The sequence below is a fragment of the Larkinella sp. C7 genome (genome assembly GCF_006149005.1).
GTDB lineage: Bacteria > Bacteroidota > Bacteroidia > Cytophagales > Spirosomataceae > Larkinella.
The window spans coordinates 1-224 of record NZ_VBSL01000096.1; the positions used below are offsets into that span (position 1 = coordinate 1).

Here is a 224-nt window from a genome sequence, read left to right on the forward strand (position 1 = left end):
ATATCCAGTTCTGCAGCAAAATCCTAAGGCGTTGGAGGCTGTATGGGACTATGCCTATGACCGTGTTGGTTACCTAGGCACCAATACCCCAATTGATAAATGTTATGAGTGTGGTTTTGAAGGGGACTTTACCCCAACAGAACGTGGCTTTATGTGTCCAAATTGTGGCAACACCGATCCTAAGACCGTAGATGTCGTTAAACGGACCTGTGGCTACCTCGGTA

General features: G+C 46.9%; 1 protein-coding gene. It reads left to right on the plus strand.

Annotation, left to right across the window (positions count from 1 at the left end):
• The coding region (gene nrdD / locus FH871_RS34515; protein WP_212768329.1) for an anaerobic ribonucleoside-triphosphate reductase at positions 1-224 on the plus strand (224 nt) is incomplete at both ends.